Here is a 19,110-nt window from a genome sequence, read left to right on the forward strand (position 1 = left end):
CCCGGTTACGACCCGTTGACCGCCCGCCGCAGGCCATGGATCATCCCGGCATGTCCACTGGTTCGAGCACCGTGGAAGCCGCCGTACGCGCGGAACGCACACGCATACTCTCCGAGCTGCTCAGCGACCTGCCCGCACTCGCCGACGTCGCCGTGGCGACGATGCGCGAGGAGATCCCCGCCTACGAGGCCCAGGGCCCGGCCTTCCACGCCGACGTTCGCGACCAGGTGGTCAAGCACTACCGCGCCAAGCTGGGCGTGCTGCTCGAGGACCGCACGGTCACGCTGGAGGACATCACCTTCACCCGGCGGGCCGCGATGCGCCGGGCCAGGGCGGGGGTGGCGCTGGCCGACTACATCAACGCGTTCAGGGTCGGGCAGCAGGTCTTCTGGGAGGCCGTGGTCGAGCGGGCCGGGCACGCGTACGCGGGGCGCGAGGCCGCCCTGACGCTGGCCGCCCCGCTGATGCGCTACTGCGACTTCGCCAGCACGCACGCGGCCAACGCGTACATGGAGTTCCAGCAGTACGCGGCGGCCGAGGCCGTGCGCGAGAGCCGCGACCTGCTGGAGACGCTGCTGGCCGGGGCCGTCCCGACGCGCGGCAGGGAGCTGGCCGCCGCGCAGGCGCACGGCCTCGCCCCGGACGCGCGCACGCCGCTGCTCGTGGTGATCGCCGTGCTGGCCGGGCCGACCGCCCCCGTCGCGACGGGGCCCGACCAGGGCGCCGACGCCCGGCACGCGGCCTGCGCCGCCATCGCGCGGACCGGCGGGAACGGCACCCGTACGCTGTCGGTCGTCCGCCAGTCGGAGATCGTCGCCATCCCCGTGCTCGGTCCCGGCGTGGACGCGGAAGAGCTGTGCGACCGGTTCCAGGGCGTGCGCGAGAGCCTCGCCGCCGAGGGCGTCAGGCTGGCCATGGGCATCAGCACGGTCGCGGCGGGCACCGCGCAAATCCCGCAGGCGTACCAGGAGGCGCGGGCGGTGCTGGACTTCGTGCCCGAGGACGGCGGCGTGGCCGCGCTGCCCAGGATCACGCCGTTCCAGTATCTCGCGCTGAAGGCCGACGACACCGCCCGCCACCTCGTCGACCGCCGCATCACCGCGCTGCTGTCGGAGGACCGGGCACGCGGCGGCGTGCTCACCGCCACGATCAGGGCGTTCGCCGGAGCCGACCTCAACCTGCGGGCCGCCGCCGAGCGGCTGCAGATCCACCCCAACACCGCCCAATACCGGCTGCGCCGCATCCAGGAGCGCACCGGGCGGAGCCTGCGCTCGATCAACGATCTCCTGGAGCTGCTCGTCGCCATCGCGCTGCACGATGCGCTTCCCACCAATGCCGGGCGGGAAAGACTGGGTGCCGCGACCAATGAGGGGCGTGGGAGAGCCGACGTACGGTCTTTGCATGAACCTCGCTGACCGGCTCCACGCCGCCGCCCACCGGCTGGGCGGCCGGGCGGTTCTCACGCTGGACGAGGCGGAGCTGACGTACGGGGCGCTGGAGGAGCTGAGCGCCCGCCTGGCGGGCCTGCTGCGGTGCCGCGGCATCGGCCCTGGCGACCGGGTCGCCATCATGCTGCCGAACGTGCCGGAGTTCGGCGTCGTCTACTACGGGGTCCTGCGGACCGGGGCGGTCGTGGTGCCGCTCGACCCGCTGCTGAAGCGGCGGGAGATCGCCGCGTACCTGGGGGACTGCGGAGCCAGGCTGCTCATCGCCTGGCATGCCTTCGCCGAGACGGCCGAGGCGGGCTCCGCCGGCACCAAGGCCGACTGCTTCTTCGTGGTGCCGGGCGAGTTCCGCCGGCTGCTGCGCCGCGTCGCCGCCGAGCCCGCGATCGCCCCGGCCGCGCCCGACGACACCGCCGTCATCCACTACACCTCAGGCACGACAGGCCGGCCCAAGGGCATCGAGCTGACCCACGGCAACCTCGGCGGCAACGCCGCCACCGTGGCCCGCATGCACGCGCTCGGCGTGGACGACGTCGTGCTCGGCGCGCTGCCGCTCTACCACACCTTCGGCCAGACCTGCTCGCTCAACGCCACCGTGCACGCCGGGGCCCGCCTGACATTGCTCAACCGCTTCGACCCCGGCCGGGCCCTGGAGGTGATCAGGCGCGACGGGGTGACCGTCTTCCAGGGCGTGCCCACCATGTTCATCGCGCTGCTCGACCACCCGGGCGCCTCCGACATGTCGATGCTGCGGGTCTGCGCCTCCGGCGGGGCGGCGCTGCCGCTCGACGTGCTGCGCGCGTACGAGACCCGCTTCGGCTGCGAGATCATCGAGGGCTACGGCCTCAGCGAGACCTCCCCCGTCGCCGCCACCAACCGCGGCGGCCACCACCGCAGGCCCGGCTCGATCGGCTGGCCCATCAGGGACGTCGAGATGAAGATCGTGGACGAGGACGGCCGCGAGGTGCCGAGCGGCGAGATCGGCGAGATCGTGGTCCGCGGCCCCAACGTCATGAAGGGCTACTGGAACGACCCGGCCGCCACCGCCGAGGCCGTCCGCGACGGCTGGTTCCACACCGGCGACCTCGGCCGGGTGGACCCCGACGGCTACTTCTTCCTGGTGGACCGCCGCCGCGACGTCATCATCCGCGGCGGCTACACGGTCTACCCGCGCGAGATCGAGGAGGTCCTGTACGAACACCCGGCCGTCCGCCAGGCCGCCGTGGTGGGCGTGCCACACCCGGAACTGGGCGAGGAGATCGCCGCCGTGGTGGCTCTGCGCACCCCTGTGGACGGGGACGAACTGCGCGACTTCGTACGGGAGCGGGTGGCGGCGTACAAGTATCCCCGCCGCCTGACCTTCGTCGACGAACTCCCGATGAGCCCGACGGGCAAGATCCTCAAACGCGCCCTGACCCCCTGACGCTCTCGTTGACGCAGCGCAGCACCGGGTACGACGTCAAAGCCTCCGGGTCCACCTCCCCCTTGACGTGGAAGGTGACGGTCTCGCCCGGGAGCAGCGTGACGAGCTGGTCGTCCACCGTCGCCGCAGGGTCGAGGCGGTCGGGGAAGAGGGCCAGGTCGCGGAGGATCGTCCTCGCTGTGATGGTGACCGCGTGGCCGCCCTCCTCCGGGGCCACGGTCGCCGTGTAGTCGGCCGGGGGATAGTTCATGGCCGGGTCTTCGGCGGTCGTGAACAATGCCCGGTACGTCCCCAGTTCGACGGTCAGGAGGGCTGCTTCCCGGCCCCTCGGCTGGGCCACACGGACCGTGGCGCGGGCGGGGACCTCCACCTGGTCGGTCTGGGCGGCCAGGGCCCTGCCCGTCAGGTCGCGCAGGGCCAGGGTGAGGGTGCCGGACCACGCGTCGTCGGTGTCGTTGACCAGGACCACCTCGTCGCCGAGCCGGGTGATGAGGCGGTCGGCGTAGGAGCGGCGCAGCGCGTACCAGAGGGGCTTCCTGCGGCCCCCGCCGTCCACGGCGGCCCACGAGGTGACCGGCCAGCAGTCGTTGAGCTGCCAGACGATCGTGCCCATGCAGTACGGCATCAGCGCACGGAACCGCTCGACCCCGAACGTCATCGCGCGGGCCTGGTTGAGCTGCGTGTAGTAGTGCCAGTCGTCGAACGTCTCGGGGCGCGGCAGGTGCTCGCCCAGCCCGGCCAGCAGCTTGTCCTGCCCGCCTGGCGCCTTCTGGTGCGAGGAGCCGGGGGTCAGCGGCTCGTCGGAGGAGCCGGCCCGCAAGGTGGCGTACGTCGGCGGCCCCTGGTAGCCGAACTCGGCGACGAAGCGGGGCGTGTAGTCGGCGTAATGGACGTAGTCGAGCCCGCCGCCCCAGACCGTCCAGATGTGCACGGTGCCGGTCGAGGGGTCGCGGACGTCGCGGTCGGGGCTGCCCGAGTAAGGGCTGCCCGGCCAGTAGGGGCGGGTCGGGTCGAGCTCGGAGACCACCGAAGGCAGCAGGTCGTAGTAGAACGCGGCGCCCCAGCTCCTGCCGTCCAGCCGCTCGCGCCAGTCCCAGTGCTGGTGGCCCTCGATGTTCTCGTTGTTGCCGCACCACAGCACCAGGCTCGGATGGGCCGACAGCCTGGCCACGTTGTCGCGCGCCTCGGCCTCGACCTCGGAGCGGAACGGCTCCTCCTCGGGGTAGGCGGAGCAGGCGAACGGGAAGTCCTGCCACACCAGCAGGCCGAGGCGGTCGGCGAGGTCGTAGAAGGCGTCGGACTCGTAGAGGCCGCCGCCCCACACCCGCAGCGTGTTGGCGCCGGCGGCGACGGCCTGATCGACGCGTTCGGCCAGGCGGCCGAGGGTGACGCGGGCGGGGAAGCAGTCGTCGGGGATCCAGTTGAAGCCGCGCACGAACACCGGCCGCCCGTTGACGATCAGCCGGAACGCGTCGGTGTCCAGCTCGACCGTGCGGAAGCCGATCTCGCGCCGCCACTGGTCGGAGCCGGTCCGCACGGTCAGCGGGTAGAGCGGCTGCGCGCCGTGGCCGCGCGGCCACCACCGCTCGGCGTGCGGCACGTCGAGGCGCAGCACGGCCTCGCTCTCGCCCTGCTCCAGCTTGGCCTCCACGGTCACGCCGGCCACCTCGGCGGTGACGGTGACGGGCGCCTCGCCGGTACGTTCGACGCGCACGTGCACGTCGACCCCGTCGCCGCGCACCAGCGGCCGCACCTCGGCCAGGCGCGCGCCGGACCAGGAGTGCAGGCCGACGGGCCGCCAGATGCCGCTGGTCACCAGCGTGGGTCCCCAGTCCCAGCCGAAGTTGCAGGCCATCTTCCTGATGAACGCGTACGGCTCGTCGTAGGGGCCGGGCCGGTCGCCGTGCCTGGCCTGCTGCTCCTCGGCGTAGGCGTAGGGGGCGCGGAAGCGCACCTGGAGCGTGTTGCGGCCGTCGCGCAGCAGGTCGCGGACGGCGAAGCGGTAGGTGCGGTGCATGTTGGCGGTGCCGCCCAGCTCGTGGCCGTTGAGCAGCACGGTGGCGACCGTGTCGAGCCCTTCGCAGACGAGGTCGGCCCGCTCGGCGCCGTCGTCGTGCCAGTCGAAGGCGGTCTCGTAGATCCAGTCCGTACGCCCGATCCAGCCCAGCCGCCGCTCGTTGTCGTCGCGGTAGGGGTCGTCGATGAGCCCGGCGGCGAGGAGGTCCGTGTGCACGCTGCCCGGCACGGCCGCCGGGATGCCGGCGAGGTCACGGTCGCCGTCCGCGCGGAGGGTCCAGCCGTCGTGCAGCGCACGGAACACGTGTTTTCTCCCTACTAAACCGAATAAGCCCACGTGACTCTACGTGTGAGCCTCAGGGCCGTCAACGGGCGGGATGGTGAGATTAACCGGTTCCCTGGCGGCATCGCAGGCGAGGGGAGATCGCAAACGGGGTAAGTACTCAGGGACTTCAGTGCGCTCATCCTCCCGGGAGACCCAAATGACGAGGCCGGCGAAGAAGCAGCCGACGTTCGCGCTCGACCCCGTCCTGATCATCGGCACCGCACTGTCCGTGCTGATCGGCGTGATCTTCTACGTCAAAGAGGACACCGCGCAGGGGCTGGGCATGGTGGCCGGGCTCATCGGCGGCGTGATCACGTTACAGGTGCAGACCCTGCTGCGGGAGAAGCGCAGGATCGACCACGAGACACGGGTGGGGCAGATGGTGGCGACCATCGAGAAGATCCCGTGGCTGCCCGACCTGATGCTGCCGATGCTGCGGGCGGCCAAGCACGTGGAGCGCGAGTACGCGGGCACCCCGGCGGCCGACGCCTGCCGGGTGGCGTTCGAGGACTGCCTGCGCACGCTGGCCGACCTCGAGCGCGGCCACTTCCGCACGCCGTACGGCGACAACGCGGTCTTCCAGCGGCTGATCGACCAGACCAAGGCCACCATGTGCGCCACCAGCGTGCCCTCGGTCGACCTCACCTGGTGGCGCGAGCCGGTCGGCCGCCAGTATTGGCAGGCCCAGCTCGACGCGCTGGCGCGGGGCGTGACGATCCGCCGGGTCTTCATCTACCACGAGTGGAGCGAGGAGCTGGAGTCGCTGGCCCGCGAGCAGGCCGCCGCCGGCGTACGGGTGCGCAGGGTGCACGTGGACCGGCTCCCGCCGGCGATGCGGGTGATCAGCGGCGTGTGGGACGGCACCTGCGGCCACGAGCTGAGCTACACGGCGGCCGGTGAGGCGGTGCACGACACGTTCACGGTGTCTCCCCCTGATCTCGAACGGCTGATGACGCAGTTCGAGATGATCGAGCGGAGCGCGGTGGAGCTCGACGAGCCCCGGCGCCAGCCCGACTCCGTCGCCTGACGCCTTCGGCGGTCAGCATGGCGAGCGCGGCCCACAGCAGGGCGAACGCCGCCCACCTGACCGCCGGCATCACCTCGCGGAACACCAGCACGCCGAGGAGGAACTGCACGATCGGCTCGATGAACTGCAGCATGCCGACCACGCTCAGCGGCACGCGCGTGGCCGCCGCGTTGAACAGCAGCATCGGCGCCATCATGACGAACCCCGAGCCGACGCCGAGCAGGGTGTTGCCGAGCGACACGTGGCCGAACGTGGCCTGCCCCGAGGTCTGCAGCACGATCGTGTAGACCGCGGCGAACGGGAACAGCACCGCGGTCTCCACCATCAGCCCCTCGACGGCGCCCACGTCGAGATGCTTCTTGATCAGCCCGTACAGGCCGAAGGTGGCGGCCAGGCCGAGCGCGATCCAGGGCAGGCCGCCGTACGCGGCGGTGAGCACGGCGACGGCGCCCGCGCCGAGCCCGATGGCGGCCCACTGGCCGGGCCGCAGCCGCTCGCGCAGAACGGCCACGCCGAGCGCGACGCTGACCAGCGGGGTGATGAAGTAGCCGAGCGAGGCGTCCACCACGTGGCCGTTGGTGCTGGCCCAGATGAACAACGCCCAGTTGGCCGAGGTGAGCACCCCGGCGAGGGTGAGCAGGCCCAGCTCGCGGGGCTTGCGCAGGATCTCGGCCACCCTTCTCGCCCGGCCCATGGCGAGCAGCAGCAGGCCGACCGCGATGGGCGAGAAGAGCACGCGCAGGGCGAGGATCTCAATGGCGCCGGTGGGCTCGACCAGCGGCCAGTAGAGCACGGACAGGCCCCACAGCACGTACGCCGCCGCGCCGAGCAGGAGACCTTGACGAGCGACGGGCACCACCCAACCTTACGTCGTCCGATCAGAACGGCCGATCAGGCCGGTTGCTCCCCCGCCGTGCTCTCGCGGACGATCAGCCGGTGCGGCACCACGATCTCGGGCGGCGGGCCTGACGGCTCGGCCGCGGTGATCGTCTCCAGCAGCGCGTCCACGGCCCGCCTGGCCAGCTCGCCCTTGTCGGGGGCGATGGTGGTGAGGCTGGGCGTGCTGTACTGGCCCTCCTCGATGTCGTCGATGCCCACCACCGCGACGTCGTCGGGCACCCGCCACCCTGCCCTGGTCAGCGCCCTGATCGCGCCGAGGGCGAGCAGGTCGTTGTAGCAGAGGACCGCGTCGGGCGGCTCCGGCAGGGCGATGAGGCGCTGCACGGCCTCGGCGCCGAGCCGCCGGTGGAAGTGCGGCGTGGAGACGATCAGGGTCTCGTCCACCTCGATGCCGGCGCGGGCCAGCGCCTGCCGGTAGCCGGTGGTGCGGAGCTGGGCGGTCTCGCCGGTCGCGTACGGCTGGTCTCCGATGGCGGCCACCCGGCGCCGGCCGAGATCGAGCAGGTGGGTGGTGGCCTCGCGGGCGGCGGCGACGTTGTCGATGGCGACGTGGGGCAGGCTGCCGTTGAAGATGTGCTCGCCGAGCAGCACGATCGGCACCTTGTTGGCCCGGCCGCGCAGCTCTTCCGCGGTGACGGAGATGGGGCTGATCAGCAGGCCGTCGAAGAGCGTGGCGCGCGAGTCGCGGCCGAGCAGCTCGCGCTCCCTGTCGCCGTCGCCGTCGGTCTGGTCGATCATGACGACGTAGCCCCGGGCGCGGGCGGCGGTGATGATCTCGCGGGCCAGCTCGGCGAAGTAGGGCACGTCGAGCTCGGGCACGACGAGCGCGATCATCCCGGTGCGGCCCTGCTTGAGGTTGCGGGCGATGAGGTTGGGACGGTAGCCGAGCTCGTCGAGCACGGTCTGCACCCGGGCGCGCAGCTCGTCGGAGACCGGCGCGTAACCGTTCACCACGTTGGACACCGTGCGGATCGACACGTTCGCCCGCTTGGCGACGTCACGCAAGGTTGGACCGGCCATGCGTCTCCTATACCTCCCGCGCTCTCAGTTGGGTAGATCCTAAACCCGCTCTTGCATCGTTGCAGACGAGTATGCATGATGTCTGCATCGTTGCAGAGCCCTCACACCGTCTCATCCCGTCCGGCTAGGAGTCGAAGATGCCCCCATCCCCCATTGGCCGCCGTGGTTTTCTCAAGGGAGCCCTGGGCATCGGGGCCCTCGCCGCCACCGGCTCGCTCGCCGCCGCCTGCGCCGCCCCCGGCGGGACCGGCGCGGAGCCCAGCAAGCTCACCAAGCCCACCGCCACCGCCTCGGCCGCCAAGGGCGAGATCACCATCTGGAACCGGTCCGGCGACCTGTTCAAGGTGTTCGACGCGGCGATCGGCGAGTTCCGCAAGGCGTACCCGAACGTCAAGGTCAACCACCAGGCCGTGGACATCGACGCCAAGCTCGCCAACACCCTCATCAGCGGCACCGACGTGCCCGACGGCAGCTTCTGGGACGACGCCAAGATCGGCGGGCAGGCCGAGCACCTCTTCGACCTGACGGACCTCATCGCGCCGTACAAGGACCAGACGTCGGCGTACAAGCTGTCGGTGAACACCGTGGACGGCAAGATCTACGGCGTCCCGTGGGACCTCGACCCCGGCCTGCTGTGGTACCGCGAGGACATCCTGGAGGACGCGGGCGTCGACCCGGCGGGGCTCGCGACGTACGACGACCTGCTCGCCGCGGCCAGGACGGTCAAGGAGAAGGACCCCAAGACCAAGCCCATCCACCTGGAGAAGACGCCGTTCCTCAGCCAGCTCTGGCTGGAGATGCTGGCCAACCAGCAGGGCACCAGCCTCACCGACGCGCAGGGCAAGCTGCGCCTCGACTCCGAGGAGTACCGGCGGATCTTCGGCTGGATCGACACGGCGGTCAAGGACGGCCTCGTCACCCACGCGCCCTACCTGGAGCCGGCCGACGTCAACACGCTCGACAACGGCCAGCAGGTGTTCGTGCCGTGGGCGATCTGGTGGTCGTTCGCGCCGCAGCAGCTGCTGAAGAACACCAAGGGCAAGTGGCGGGCCGCGCCGCTGCCCGCCTGGACGCCGGGCGGCGCGCGCAGCGGCGCGATGGGCGGCAGCAGCTTCGTCATCCCCGCCAAGGCCAAGAACCCCGAGCTGGCCTGGCTGCTGTACGAGTTCCTGTGCTTCAAGGAGCCCGGCTACACCGCCGTGTACGGCCCCAACGACGTCTATCCCGGCGGCCTGTCCACCTCGATCCCGAGCTACCAGCCCGCGCTCGACCCGGCCAAGCCGCTGTTCCAGCCCATCGAGGCGCTCGGCGGCCAGGACCTGTGGAAGGTCGCCGTGGACGCCGCCGCCACCATCCCGGCCGCCGCGCCGATCCCGTGGTGGTGGGCGCAGTCGGTGGACTACCTGGGCAACAACATGCAGCGCCTGATCGACGGGCAGATGACGCCCGACCAGGTGATCTCCGACTCGGCGGAGAAGATCCAGCGCAACCTCATCGACCGCTCATGACGAGTCTCACCCGTGGTCTCCGGCGGCCCGCCAAGCTGTCGCCGTATCTGTTCATCGCCCCGTTCTTCGTGGTCTTCGCCGCGTTCGGGGTCTACCCGCTGATCTACGCGCTGCAGCTCAGCTTCATGCGCTGGCGGGGTGCGGGCGCGGCGCGCTGGGTCGGCCTGGACAACTACCTCTATCTGCTGACCAGCCCCGACTTCTGGGCCTCGCTCGGCAACAGCGCCGTCATGTGGCTGCTCATCGTGCCGATCCAGGTCGTGGCGGGGCTGGGCGGCGCGGTGCTGCTGGCCAACGCCAAGCTGCGGCTGCGCGGGTTCTTCCGGGTGGCGTTCATCGCGCCGTTCGTGACCCCGCTGGTGGCCATGGCGCAGATCTGGATCGTGGTGTTCGACCAGGACTACGGCCTGGTCAACTACCTGCTCAACCTGGTCGGGCTGCCCGACGTCGGCTGGCTCACCTCCACCACGTGGTCGAAGCCGACGCTGGCGCTGCTGTTCCTGTGGAAGACGACCGGGTTCGCGATCATCATCCTGCTCGCGGGCCTCCAGGCCGTGCCGGGCGGCGTGTACGAGGCCGCCTCCCTCGACGGCGCGTCCCGCTGGCGGCAGTTCTGGTCGATCACGCTGCCGCTGGTGCGGCGGAGCATGGCGTTCCTCGTCGTGATCCAGACGCTGGCGGTCTTCCAGATGTTCTCGGAGCCGTACGTGGTGACCGAGGGCGGCCCGTACGGCTCCACCACGACCGCCGGGCTCTACCTCTACGACCACATCACGGCCTCCGACCTCGGCACCGGCGCGGCGAACTCGTTCCTGCTGGTCCTGCTGGTCTTCGGCCTGTCGCTGATCTCGGTCAGGCTGCTGCGCCCGAAAGACGAGGTGTCATGACGCAGAACAGGCCGGGCATCGTCCAGTACGCGGTGCTGACGCTGCTCGCGATCGCGTTCCTGTACCCCATCTGGTGGGCGGTCAGCTCCTCGCTGAAACCGGCGGCCGAGATCATCACGAGCCCGCTGTCGCTCGGCGAGCCGACCCTGGACAACTACCGGGCGATGTTCGCCGACGTGCCCATCGGCACCGGCTTCGCCAACACGGGGCTGGTGCTGGCGGTCAAGGGCGCGATGACGATGTTCTTCTGCCCGCTGGCCGGCTACGCCTTCGCCAAGTACGACTTCCCGTTCAAGAACCTGCTGTTCGGCGTGGTGCTGCTGACGCTGATGCTGCCGACGCTGGTGCTGATCATCCCGCTGCTGCTGGAGATGAGCGCGCTGGGCTGGGTGAACACGTACCAGGCGCTGATCCTGCCGGGCAGCGTGGACGCGTTCAGCATCTTCTGGATGCGGCAGACCATCGCCGCCATCCCGAACGAGCTGATCGACGCGGGGCGGGTGGACGGCGCCGGCGAGTTCGGCATCTTCTGGCGGGTCGTGCTGCCGGTCATCCGGCCGGGCCTGGCCGCGCTGGCGGTGCTGACCACCATGAACATCTACAACGACTTCGTCTGGCCGGTCGTCGCCGTCAACGACACCTCACACCAGACGTTGCAGGTGGTGCTGTCCACGCTGGCGCAGAACGTCACCGGCAACCGCATCGGCGCCGACTTCGCCACCGTCTGGGGCGAGCTGCTCGCCGCCGGCAGCATCGCGCTGCTGCCGCTGCTGGTGATCTTCGTCCTGCTGCAGCGCCACTTCATCAACGGCATCCTCGCGGGCAGCGTCAAGGGCTGACCCCACACATGAAACGGAGAACCATGACGCCGCGTGCGGAATATCCCCGCCCCCACTTCGACCGGTCGCACTCCTGGTCGAGCCTGAACGGCGAGTGGGAGTTCCGGGCCGACACCGAGCCGGACTGGACCGCCACGATCACCGTGCCCTTCGCCTGGGAGACGCCCGCGTCGGGGATCGAGGCGCACTGGCTGCCCCTCGCCTGGTACCGCCGCCGCTTCACCGTCCCGTCCGAGTGGTCGGGGCAGCGGGTGGTGCTGCACTTCGGCGCGGTGCAGCACGAGGCCACGGTCTGGGTGAACGGCACCGAGGTGGTCAGCCACCGGGGCGGTTACACGCCGTTCGAGGCCGACATCACCGGCGCTTTGAACAGTGACGGCGAGCAGGAGGTCGTGGTCCGGGTCTCCGCGCCGCTCGACAAGCGGGAGATCGCGCACGGCAAGCAGCGCAGCGTCCCGCGCGACGACTTCGACGGCGTCTGCTTCACCCCGTCGTCCGGCATCTGGCAGAGCGTGTGGCTGGAGGCGCGGCCCGCGACGTACCTGGCCGGGCTGCGGCTGCGGCCGACCGAGGGTCTCGACGGCATCGCGGTCGTCGCCACCGTGGGAGGGCCGGCGGAGGGGGCCCTGCTGCGGCTGACGCTGCGCGGCACGGACACGAGCGTCGAGGTGCCGGTCTCCGGCGGGCGGGCCGAGGCGGTGCTGCCCGTGGCCGAGCCGCGCCTGTGGTCCCCCGAGGACCCGCACCTCTACCACGTGGACGCCACCCTCACCGCCGGCGCCGGCGCCGACACCGGCACCGGCACCGGCACCGACACCGTCGCCGCCTACACCGGACTGCGGCGCATCGAGGTCATCGGCGAGGACCTCTATCTGAACGGCCGCCGCCTGTTCGTGCGCGGGGTGCTCGACCAGGGTTACTGGCCGCGTACGGGGATCACCCCGCCGGACGACGACGCCCTCCTCCGCGACCTCGAACTGGCCGCCGAGGCGGGCTACAACCTCGTGCGCAAGCACCTGAAGCTGGAGGACCCGCGCTTCGTCCACCACGCCGACCGGCTCGGCATCCTGGTGTGGGCGGAACCGGCCGCGACGGGGACGTTCACCGAGGCGTCCGTGGCGGCGTTCGAGGAGCAGATCGCGCCCATGGTCGAGCGCGACGGCAACTCGCCCGCGATCGTCATCTGGGGGCTCTACAACGAGGAGTGGGGTCTCGACTGGGACATCCCCGGCGACCCGGCCAAGCAGGAGGCGGTGGCGCGGGCGTACGACCTGATCAAGGCCCTCGACCCGAGCCGGCCCGCGGTGGACAACTCCGGCTGGACCCACGTCAAGACCGACCTGCTCGACTGGCACTACTACGACGAGTCCGCCGCCTCCTGGGGCAGGACCGTCGCCGCACTGCTGGACGGTGAGCAGGACGACTTCCCCGTCAAGCTCGGCCCCGACTACGTCGTGCGCAAGAAGCTGGCCGGCGTCCCGGACCAGCCGCTGCGCGGCCTGCCCAACCTCAACAGCGAGTACGGCACCGGCTTCACCTCCGTCGAGCGGGGCTGGCAGCTGCGCTGGCAGACCCAGGAGCTGCGCCGCCACGACCGGGTGGCCGGCTACGTCTACACCGAGCTGTACGACATCGAGCACGAGATGGCCGGCCTGCTCGACCACGAGCGCCGCGCCAAGGACCTCGGCGGGGTGCGGCCGTCCGACGTGAACGCCACGACCACGCTCGTCCTCGACGTCGTCCCCGTCGCGCCCGGCCGCGACCTGCTCAGCGAGTCGGGGCGGGTCAGCGTGCCCGTCCGCGTCTCGCACCACGGCGCCGAGCCGGTCAACGGCCACCTGCACACCGCCTGGACGCCCGTCCTCGGCGCGCCGCCCGCCGGTCCCGCCGCCTTCGGCGCCGAGGGGCCGTGGATCGAGGCCAAGCCGTTCCTGCTCAGCGGCCCCGCCGAGGTCACCGCCGAGCTGCCGGACGGCTGGACCAGCGGGCGGCTGCACCTGGCCCTGGTCAGCGACGGCGTCGTGGTGGCCCGCTCCGCCGTGGACGTCGACACCCACACAGCTCCCGTCATCGGAGACAACCGCCAGTCCTAGCCAAGGAGAGTAAGCACGTGCGGCTGACACCCCCCGCGCGGATCGTGACCGCGTTAGCCCTCATCGCCACCTGCCTCGGAGCACTGGCCGGCCCCGCCTCGGCGGCCCCGGCCGGCCAGGTGCTCTACTCGCCCGACCTGGCCACGTTCCCCCAGGGGGACGCGAGCTACCCGAGGGCGATCAGGCTCGACCACGACGGCTCGCCGAACGAGACCATGCTGGCCACGTTCGCGCGCCGCGGGCACAACGCGCCCGGCTCGTTCCCCATCCACCGCAGCACCGACGGCGGGCGCACCTGGTCCGCCAACCCCATCTCCACCATCACCTCCAACACGCCCGGCTGGGCGCTCGGCGCTCCCGTCCTGTACGAGGTGCCGCGCACGGCCAACGGCCTCAACCAGGGCGACCTGCTCGCCGCCGGAACCGCCTGGATCGAGGGCGACTACCGGGCGCAGAAGGTCGAGGTGTTCAAGAGCACCGACCACGGCGCCTCGTGGACGTACCTGTCGAACTGCACGCAGACCAGCGGCCTGCCGGACACCATCGGGCACGGCATCTGGGAGCCGTGGTTCCTGCTCGCCCCGAACAACACGCTGGCCTGCTTCATCTCCGACGAGCGGCCCGCGGGCACGCCCACGAACAACCAGGTCATCGGTCACTACACCTCGACCAACGGCGGCCAGACCTGGTCCTCCACGATGACCCAGGACGTCGCCTTCCCGAACGACGACCTGGCCAGGCCGGGCATGTCGATCGTGACGGAGCTGCCGAACGGGACGTACCTGATGGCGTACGAGATGTGCAGGGACGCCACGGACGCCGACCACGCGTGCGAGGTCTACATCAAGACCAGCTCCAACGGCCTCAGCTGGGGCTCCGGCGCCGGCACCCTCGTGCGCACGTCCGACCAGCGGGAGCTGCTGCACACCCCGTACGTCGCGTGGCTGCCCGGCGGCGGCCCCAACGGCACGCTGCTGATGTCCGGCCAGCGGGTCGTGGCCGGGCCGACCGGCAACAAGACCGTGCTCGGCGAGTCCGGGCAGGTCCTGTTCGCCAACACCGACCTGGGCGCCGGCGCGTGGACGGAGATCGAGGCGCCCGCGGTCACCGCGCCCACCGGCGGCTACAACCCCGGCGAGCCGTCCTGCCCCGGCTACAGCTCCCCCATCGTGCCGTCCGCCAACGGCACCGGCTTCCTCTACCTGACCGCCGTCCACCTCACCGGCAACCAGTGCGCCGTCCGCTACGGCCTCGGCACCCTGCCCAGCCCGGCCCGGCAGATCACCGGGCCCGGCGGCAAGTGCCTGGACGTCGACACCAACACCAACGCCAACGGCAACCGCGCCCAGCTCTGGGACTGCGGTGTCGCCACCGGCCAGCGCTGGTCGCCGCACCCGGAGGGCAGCCTGCGGGCGTTCGGCAAGTGCCTGGACGTGGACGCGCAGGGCACCGCCAACCACACCAAGGTGCAGCTGTGGGAGTGCAACGGCAGCGGGGCGCAGAAGTGGGTGCACCGGGCCGACGGCTCCCTGTTCAACCCGCAGTCGGGCCGCTGCCTCGACGCCCCTGAGGGCGCCACCGCGAACGGCACGAAACTGCAGATCTACGACTGCAACGGCCTCTTCCCTCAGCAGTGGACCCTGTAGTCACGTGAACTCCGGCGCGCGGCTGCCCATCAGGCGGCCCGCGCGCCGGGCTCCGGTCAGCTGAACGGACGGGCCATCTGGTCGAGGGTCTCGCGGATGACCTCACGCAACGTGCGGGCCTCACCCTCCTCGGTCCACACGTGGGACGCCAGCCGCAACGCCACCAGGAACGCCGCCGCCAGCACCCGCCCAGGCACGTCACCCGGCCGCCCCGCGACGGCCGCGGCGAGGTCGCTCTCCAGACCGGCGTGGTTGGCGAGCTGCCGGGCCATCAGGGACGGATGCCGCCGGGCGAGGCGGGTGCGCAGCGCCCATTCGCGCTCCGGCTCCCCCAGCTCCTCCTGCAGCTCCTCGATCGAGACCCGCAGCGCCTGCCACGCGGGCATGCCGGGCGGCTGGGCGCGTACCCGCTCGACGAGGGCGCCCATGCGCTGCTCCTCGCCGTAGAGCAGTGCGTCCTCCTTGCCGGCGAAGTAGTTGGAGAACGTCCGGCGTGAGATGTTGGCCGCGTCGGCGATGGACTCGACCGTGACCGCGTCGAGGCCGTGCTCGACCACCAGCCGCAACGCCGCCTCGTGGACGGCCTGGCGGGTCTCGGCCTTCTTGCGTTCGCGCAGCCCGGGCGTGGGGTCCATGATGGGCTCAGCCTACCGGGGGGCGTGCGAGCCCCCGCTGCGGAGAGGGCTCGCACAAGATCATTCTGCCTCAAAAAGATCTTGACCCGCACACCGCCTCCCCTTTCCCGCGATGCGACCGGCGTTCGGCGCTTGGGGGACAATCGGCAGGGTGCAGTTCCGCGTACTGGGTCCCCTCGACGTACGGACCGCCGCCGGCGAGCCCGTCGCGGTCGGCGGCCCCCGCCCGCGCGCGCTGCTGGCCCTGCTGCTCCTCGACGCCGGCCACCTGGTCACCCTCGAACGCCTCATCGACGGCCAGTACGGCGACCGCCCTCCGTCGGGCGCGGCCAACGCCGTGCAGGCCCAGGTCTCCCGGCTGCGCCGCAACCTCCCAGGGGGCCTGATCGAGTCCCACGGCTCCGGCTACCGGCTCGCCGTCGACCGCGACGACGTGGACGTCCACCGCTTCGACCGCCTGGCCAGGGACGGCCGCGCCCTGCTCGCGGCCGGCCGGCACGCCGCCGCCGCGACCGTCCTCCGCGAGGCCCTGGACCTGTGGCGCGGCCCCGCCTTCGCCGACATCGCCGACGCCCCCTTCGCCGCGCCCCAAGCGCGGAGACTCGACGACCTGCGCCTGTCGGCGGCGGAAGACCTCCATGAGGCCGAACTCTCCCTCCCCGGCACCGCCCCGCCCGTGACGGGCCTGAGCGACCTGCTCTCCGCCGACCCCCTCCGGGAGCGAACCCGCGCCCTCCTCATGCGCGCACTCCACGCATCCGGCAGGCAGGCAGAGGCCCTGCAGGTCTTCGAAGAAGGCCGCCGCCGCCTGGCCGACGAGCTGGGCGCCGACCCCTCACCGGAGCTGGCGGCCCTCCACCTGGAAATCCTTCGCGGCCACCAGAACCCCACGTCCCTGATTCGCCCCCCGGCCCAACTGACCAGCTTCATCGGCCGCGACGCCGAGCTGGCCCACCTGGCGACCTTGAAGGCCCGCCTGATCACCATCGTCGGCCCCGGCGGCACCGGCAAGACCCGCCTGGCCATCGAACACACCCGCCGCGTCACCACCACCGCCTTCGCCGACCTCTCACTGGTGACCGTGGGCGGTGAGCCGGATCCGGGGTCGGCGGTGGCGCGGGTGGTGTGGCAGGCGCTCGGGCTGCGGGAGCCGGCGCTGCGGCCGGCCAACGCCGGCCCCGACCCCGTGCAGCGGCTCGTCGCCGCGCTCGCCGGGCAGGACCTGCTGCTCGTCCTGGACAACTGCGAGCACGTCATCGACGAGGCCGCCACGCTCGTACGCCGCCTGCTCACCGACTGCCCCGGCCTGCGCGTCCTCGCCACCAGCCGGGAACCCCTCGGCCTGACCGGCGAGCACCTCGTCCCGCTCACCCCGCTGCCCGTCCCGCCACCCGGTGCGGAGCAGGACCCGCTCGCGTACCCGGCGGTCCGGCTGTTCACCGAACGGGCGGCAGCGGTGCGCCCCGGCGCCCTGGACCCGCGGACGCTGGACGTGGTGGCGCGGATCTGCGCCGAGCTGGACGGGCTGCCGCTGGCGATCGAGCTGGCGGCGGCGCGGGTGCGGACGTTCGGGGTGGCGGAGATCGCCGAGCGGCTGGCCGAGCACGGCCGGTTCCGGCTGCTGTCGCGCGGCGACCGTACGGCGGCGGCCCGCCACCGTACGCTCCACGCGGTCGTCGAGTGGAGCTGGAGCCTGCTGGACGCCGACGAACAGGCCCTGGCCAGAAGGATGTCGGTGTTCAGCGGCGGCGCGACCCTGGAGGCCGTCGAACGGGTCTGCTTCCCCGACGGGGCGGACGTGCTGGCCGGGCTGGTGGACAAGTCGCTGGTCGAGACCGACGGCGAGCGCTACCAGATGCTCGACACCATCCGCCTGTTCTGCCTCGAACGCCTGGCGGCGGCCGGTGAGGAGGCGGCGGTACGGCGGGCGCACGCGGCCTGGTTCCTGGAGTTCGCCGGCCGCGCAGACGACCACCTCTACCGCGGCGAGCAGCTCGACTGGCTGGCCCGGCTGTCGGCCGACGACGCCAACCTGCGGGCGGCGCTGCGGTGGAGCGCCGAGCACGACCCGGCGACGGGGCTGCGGCTGATGGCGGCGCTGGCCATGTACTGGTGGCTGAGCGGGCGGCGGGGCCAGGCCGCCCCGCACGCCGTACGCCTGCTCGACCGGGTCGGCACGGAGCCGCCGGACGGGCTGGCGGAGGAGTACGTGATGACCGTGCTGCACGCCGTCCCCGACGCGGGGTCGCCGCACTGGCGGCGGGCCAGGGAGATCGTCGGCTCGCTGGGACGGCCGATGCGGCACCGGTTCGGCGTGGCGCTGTGGGGCATGATCGCCGGGCCGCCCGGCGCGGACGAGGAGGAACGCGGCCGCCGCGAGACCCTCAGCCACGACCCGTGGAGCCGGGCGCTCGGCGACCTCGGCACCGCCCTGATGAAGGTGCTCAACGGCGCGCCCGCCGAGGCCGAACCCGAGCTGGAGCAGGTGCTCGCCGCCTTCGGCCGGCTCGGCGAGCGGTGGGGCAAGGCGCAGGCGCTCGACTGGCTGGCGGTGATCGCGGGCTGGCGCGGCGACTGGGCGCGGGCCCGGCGCCTGTGGCGGGAGGCGATCGGGCTGCTGGAGGAGCTGGGCGGGCTGGACGAGCTGGCCGACATCCTGAACCGGCGGGCCGCCGCCCTGTGGCGGGCCGGTGACGTCGCCGCCGCCCGCGCCGACTACGCCCGCGCCGGCGAGCTGGAGCGGCGGCTCGGCCGCCCCGAGCTGACCGCCTGGGTGCAGCTCCAGCTCGGCGACATCGCCCGCCACGAGGGCGACCTGGCCGAGGCGGAACGGCTCCTGTCGGCGGCGCTGGCCGGCTCCGAGAGCGGCGCCTTCACCTCGGCCGGCACCCGCTCCCACGTCCTCACCGCCCTGGCCCGCCTCGCCGAGGCCCACGGCGACGCCGAACGCGCCGCCACCCTCCACACGGAAGCTCTGGCCACCGCGCTCACCTCCCCCATGACCTCCGACTGGGCCGACGCCACCGAAGCCCTGGCGGGCGGTCTCGTGGGCGGTCTCGTGGGCGGTCTCGTAGGCGGTCTCGTAGGCGAGGAGGCGGCAGGGCGGGCGGCGTTGTTGCTGGGGGTCGCCGTGGCGTTGCGCGGCATGGCGGTGGCGGGCGACCGCGACGTGGCCCGTACCGCCGCGAAGGCCGGCGCGATCCTCGGCGCTGAGGCGTTCGCCGCCGCCTACGCCGAAGGCGCCGCCATGACCAGGGCCGACGCCCTGGCCACGCTCAAGGCGACGGGTCGCTGACACCCCGGAGACGGGCTGTCAGCGAGTGATCGGCGGGTTGTCAGCGGGAAT

13 protein-coding genes are annotated in these 19,110 nt (G+C 72.1%); 9 read left to right on the forward strand and 4 right to left on the reverse strand.

What is annotated here, in order from left to right; translation table 11 throughout:
* Nucleotides 1–50 precede the first annotated feature (50 nt).
* Together ACFFR3_RS33015 and ACFFR3_RS33020 are read left to right on the forward strand one after the other, a co-directional pair.
* A complete protein-coding gene (locus ACFFR3_RS33015; RefSeq protein ID WP_345392013.1) occupies nt 51–1,415 on the forward strand; it encodes a PucR family transcriptional regulator in 1,365 nt (454 codons plus the stop codon).
* Nucleotides 1,402–2,868, forward strand: coding sequence for a long-chain-fatty-acid--CoA ligase (locus ACFFR3_RS33020; protein ID WP_379484412.1), 1,467 nt, complete (start codon nt 1,402–1,404; stop codon nt 2,866–2,868). Before ACFFR3_RS33015 ends, ACFFR3_RS33020 begins: the two co-directional genes overlap by 14 nt.
* Here the strand turns inward: ACFFR3_RS33020 and ACFFR3_RS33025 are convergent.
* Nucleotides 2,846–5,188 carry a glycoside hydrolase family 2 protein gene (locus tag ACFFR3_RS33025; protein ID WP_345392019.1) on the reverse strand — a complete coding sequence of 781 codons (2,343 nt, stop codon included), beginning with the start codon at nt 5,186–5,188 and terminating at the stop codon, nt 2,846–2,848. The two genes, ACFFR3_RS33020 and ACFFR3_RS33025, sit on opposite strands and share 23 nt — an antisense overlap.
* A 178-nt stretch (nt 5,189–5,366) precedes the next feature.
* Between ACFFR3_RS33025 and ACFFR3_RS33030 the strand changes: the two genes are divergently transcribed.
* Nucleotides 5,367–6,236, forward strand: a complete 870-nt coding sequence (locus ACFFR3_RS33030) for a hypothetical protein (protein WP_345392022.1) — start codon at nt 5,367–5,369, stop codon at nt 6,234–6,236.
* Here ACFFR3_RS33030 and rarD read toward each other — a convergent pair.
* Together rarD and ACFFR3_RS33040 are read right to left on the reverse strand one after the other, a co-directional pair.
* Complete coding sequence (gene rarD / locus ACFFR3_RS33035) at nt 6,127–7,092, reverse strand: EamA family transporter RarD (protein WP_345392025.1); 966 nt, start codon at nt 7,090–7,092, stop codon at nt 6,127–6,129. The genes ACFFR3_RS33030 and rarD overlap by 110 nt on opposite strands.
* Nucleotides 7,093–7,127: 35 nt before the next feature.
* On the reverse strand, nt 7,128–8,156 hold the full coding sequence (locus ACFFR3_RS33040; protein WP_379484413.1) for a LacI family DNA-binding transcriptional regulator: 1,029 nt from the start codon (nt 8,154–8,156) through the stop codon (nt 7,128–7,130).
* A gap of 137 nt (nt 8,157–8,293) precedes the next feature.
* Here ACFFR3_RS33040 and ACFFR3_RS33045 point away from each other — a divergent pair, with 137 nt between their 5' ends.
* From ACFFR3_RS33045 to ACFFR3_RS33065, 5 genes are read left to right on the forward strand one after another with little or no spacing between them, the layout of a single operon-like run.
* On the forward strand, nt 8,294–9,664 hold the full coding sequence (locus tag ACFFR3_RS33045; RefSeq protein ID WP_364367345.1) for an ABC transporter substrate-binding protein: 1,371 nt from the start codon (nt 8,294–8,296) through the stop codon (nt 9,662–9,664).
* Nucleotides 9,661–10,551: a carbohydrate ABC transporter permease gene (locus ACFFR3_RS33050; protein WP_345392034.1), complete on the forward strand. Its 891-nt coding sequence runs from the start codon at nt 9,661–9,663 to the stop codon at nt 10,549–10,551. The genes ACFFR3_RS33045 and ACFFR3_RS33050 overlap by 4 nt, the downstream gene beginning before the upstream one ends.
* Nucleotides 10,548–11,390: a carbohydrate ABC transporter permease gene (locus ACFFR3_RS33055; RefSeq protein WP_345392037.1), complete on the forward strand. Its 843-nt coding sequence runs from the start codon at nt 10,548–10,550 to the stop codon at nt 11,388–11,390. The genes ACFFR3_RS33050 and ACFFR3_RS33055 overlap by 4 nt, the downstream gene beginning before the upstream one ends.
* A gap of 23 nt (nt 11,391–11,413) precedes the next feature.
* Nucleotides 11,414–13,483 (forward strand): glycoside hydrolase family 2 protein, encoded by a 2,070-nt coding sequence (locus tag ACFFR3_RS33060; protein ID WP_345392040.1) that lies wholly within the window; start codon nt 11,414–11,416, stop codon nt 13,481–13,483.
* A gap of 17 nt (nt 13,484–13,500) precedes the next feature.
* The gene (locus ACFFR3_RS33065; RefSeq protein ID WP_379484414.1) at nt 13,501–15,129 is read left to right on the forward strand and encodes a ricin-type beta-trefoil lectin domain protein; all 1,629 of its coding nucleotides are present in this window, start codon (nt 13,501–13,503) and stop codon (nt 15,127–15,129) included.
* Between the two features lie 56 nt (nt 15,130–15,185).
* On the opposite strand, the gene ACFFR3_RS33070 is transcribed toward ACFFR3_RS33065, so the two are convergent.
* A complete protein-coding gene (locus ACFFR3_RS33070) occupies nt 15,186–15,764 on the reverse strand; it encodes a TetR/AcrR family transcriptional regulator (protein ID WP_345392046.1) in 579 nt (192 codons plus the stop codon).
* 151 nt (nt 15,765–15,915) lie between these two features.
* Here ACFFR3_RS33070 and ACFFR3_RS33075 point away from each other — a divergent pair, with 151 nt between their 5' ends.
* Nucleotides 15,916–19,059 carry an AfsR/SARP family transcriptional regulator gene (locus ACFFR3_RS33075; protein WP_345392049.1) on the forward strand — a complete coding sequence of 1,048 codons (3,144 nt, stop codon included), beginning with the start codon at nt 15,916–15,918 and terminating at the stop codon, nt 19,057–19,059.
* Nucleotides 19,060–19,110: the final 51 nt, after the last annotated feature.

The organism is Nonomuraea salmonea (assembly GCF_042428605.1).
GTDB classification, from domain to species: Bacteria; Actinomycetota; Actinomycetes; order Streptosporangiales; family Streptosporangiaceae; genus Nonomuraea; species Nonomuraea salmonea.

Coding starts and splice junctions, on each gene's coding strand:
- ACFFR3_RS33015 (WP_345392013.1), top strand. CDS start 51: ATGTCCACTGGTTCGAGCACCGTGGAAGCCGCCGTACGCGCGGAACGC.
- ACFFR3_RS33020 (WP_379484412.1), top strand. CDS start 1,402: ATGAACCTCGCTGACCGGCTCCACGCCGCCGCCCACCGGCTGGGCGGC.
- ACFFR3_RS33030 (WP_345392022.1), top strand. CDS start 5,367: ATGACGAGGCCGGCGAAGAAGCAGCCGACGTTCGCGCTCGACCCCGTC.
- ACFFR3_RS33040 (WP_379484413.1), bottom strand. CDS start 8,156: ATGGCCGGTCCAACCTTGCGTGACGTCGCCAAGCGGGCGAACGTGTCG.
- ACFFR3_RS33045 (WP_364367345.1), top strand. CDS start 8,294: ATGCCCCCATCCCCCATTGGCCGCCGTGGTTTTCTCAAGGGAGCCCTG.
- ACFFR3_RS33050 (WP_345392034.1), top strand. CDS start 9,661: ATGACGAGTCTCACCCGTGGTCTCCGGCGGCCCGCCAAGCTGTCGCCG.
- ACFFR3_RS33055 (WP_345392037.1), top strand. CDS start 10,548: ATGACGCAGAACAGGCCGGGCATCGTCCAGTACGCGGTGCTGACGCTG.
- ACFFR3_RS33060 (WP_345392040.1), top strand. CDS start 11,414: ATGACGCCGCGTGCGGAATATCCCCGCCCCCACTTCGACCGGTCGCAC.
- ACFFR3_RS33070 (WP_345392046.1), bottom strand. CDS start 15,764: ATGGACCCCACGCCCGGGCTGCGCGAACGCAAGAAGGCCGAGACCCGC.